The 366-nt window shown below is 62.0% G+C and carries 1 pseudogene; it reads right to left on the bottom strand.

From position 1 onward, the window contains the following. Positions 1-366, bottom strand: a pseudogene (locus J5M71_RS28965) (acetolactate synthase large subunit); the annotation flags it as partial.

Below are 366 nucleotides of genomic sequence, written 5' to 3'. Positions count from 1 at the left end.
CGATGCCTTCGGACGGCAGCACGCGACGGATGTCGGCGACCATGCGCTGCGGGTAGACCGGGAAGCGGTTGTCGTCGGCACCTTCGGCGATCTGTGCTTCGTTGGCTTCACGGATGGCCATCAGGCGAGTGAAGTCCCAGTGTGTGGTGTCACTCAGCGCTTCGCTGATCTGCCACACGGCGTTGGCGATGTCGCCAATCACTTCCACCTGCGGGAAGTACACGGCATCGACTTCGGCAGAGCGGAAGTTGATGTGGATGACCTCGGTGCCGCCACGGACCATGAAGAACGGTGGCTTCTCGATCACGTCGTGACCGATGTTGACGATCAGGTCGGCAGCTTCGACGGCGCGGTGCACGAAGTCAC

It is taken from the genome of Pseudomonas sp. 43(2021) (assembly GCF_017490805.1).
GTDB lineage: Bacteria > Pseudomonadota > Gammaproteobacteria > Pseudomonadales > Pseudomonadaceae > Aquipseudomonas.
The sequence above is the reverse complement of the archived record's forward strand: the minus strand, read 5'-3'. Positions and strand labels throughout refer to the sequence as shown.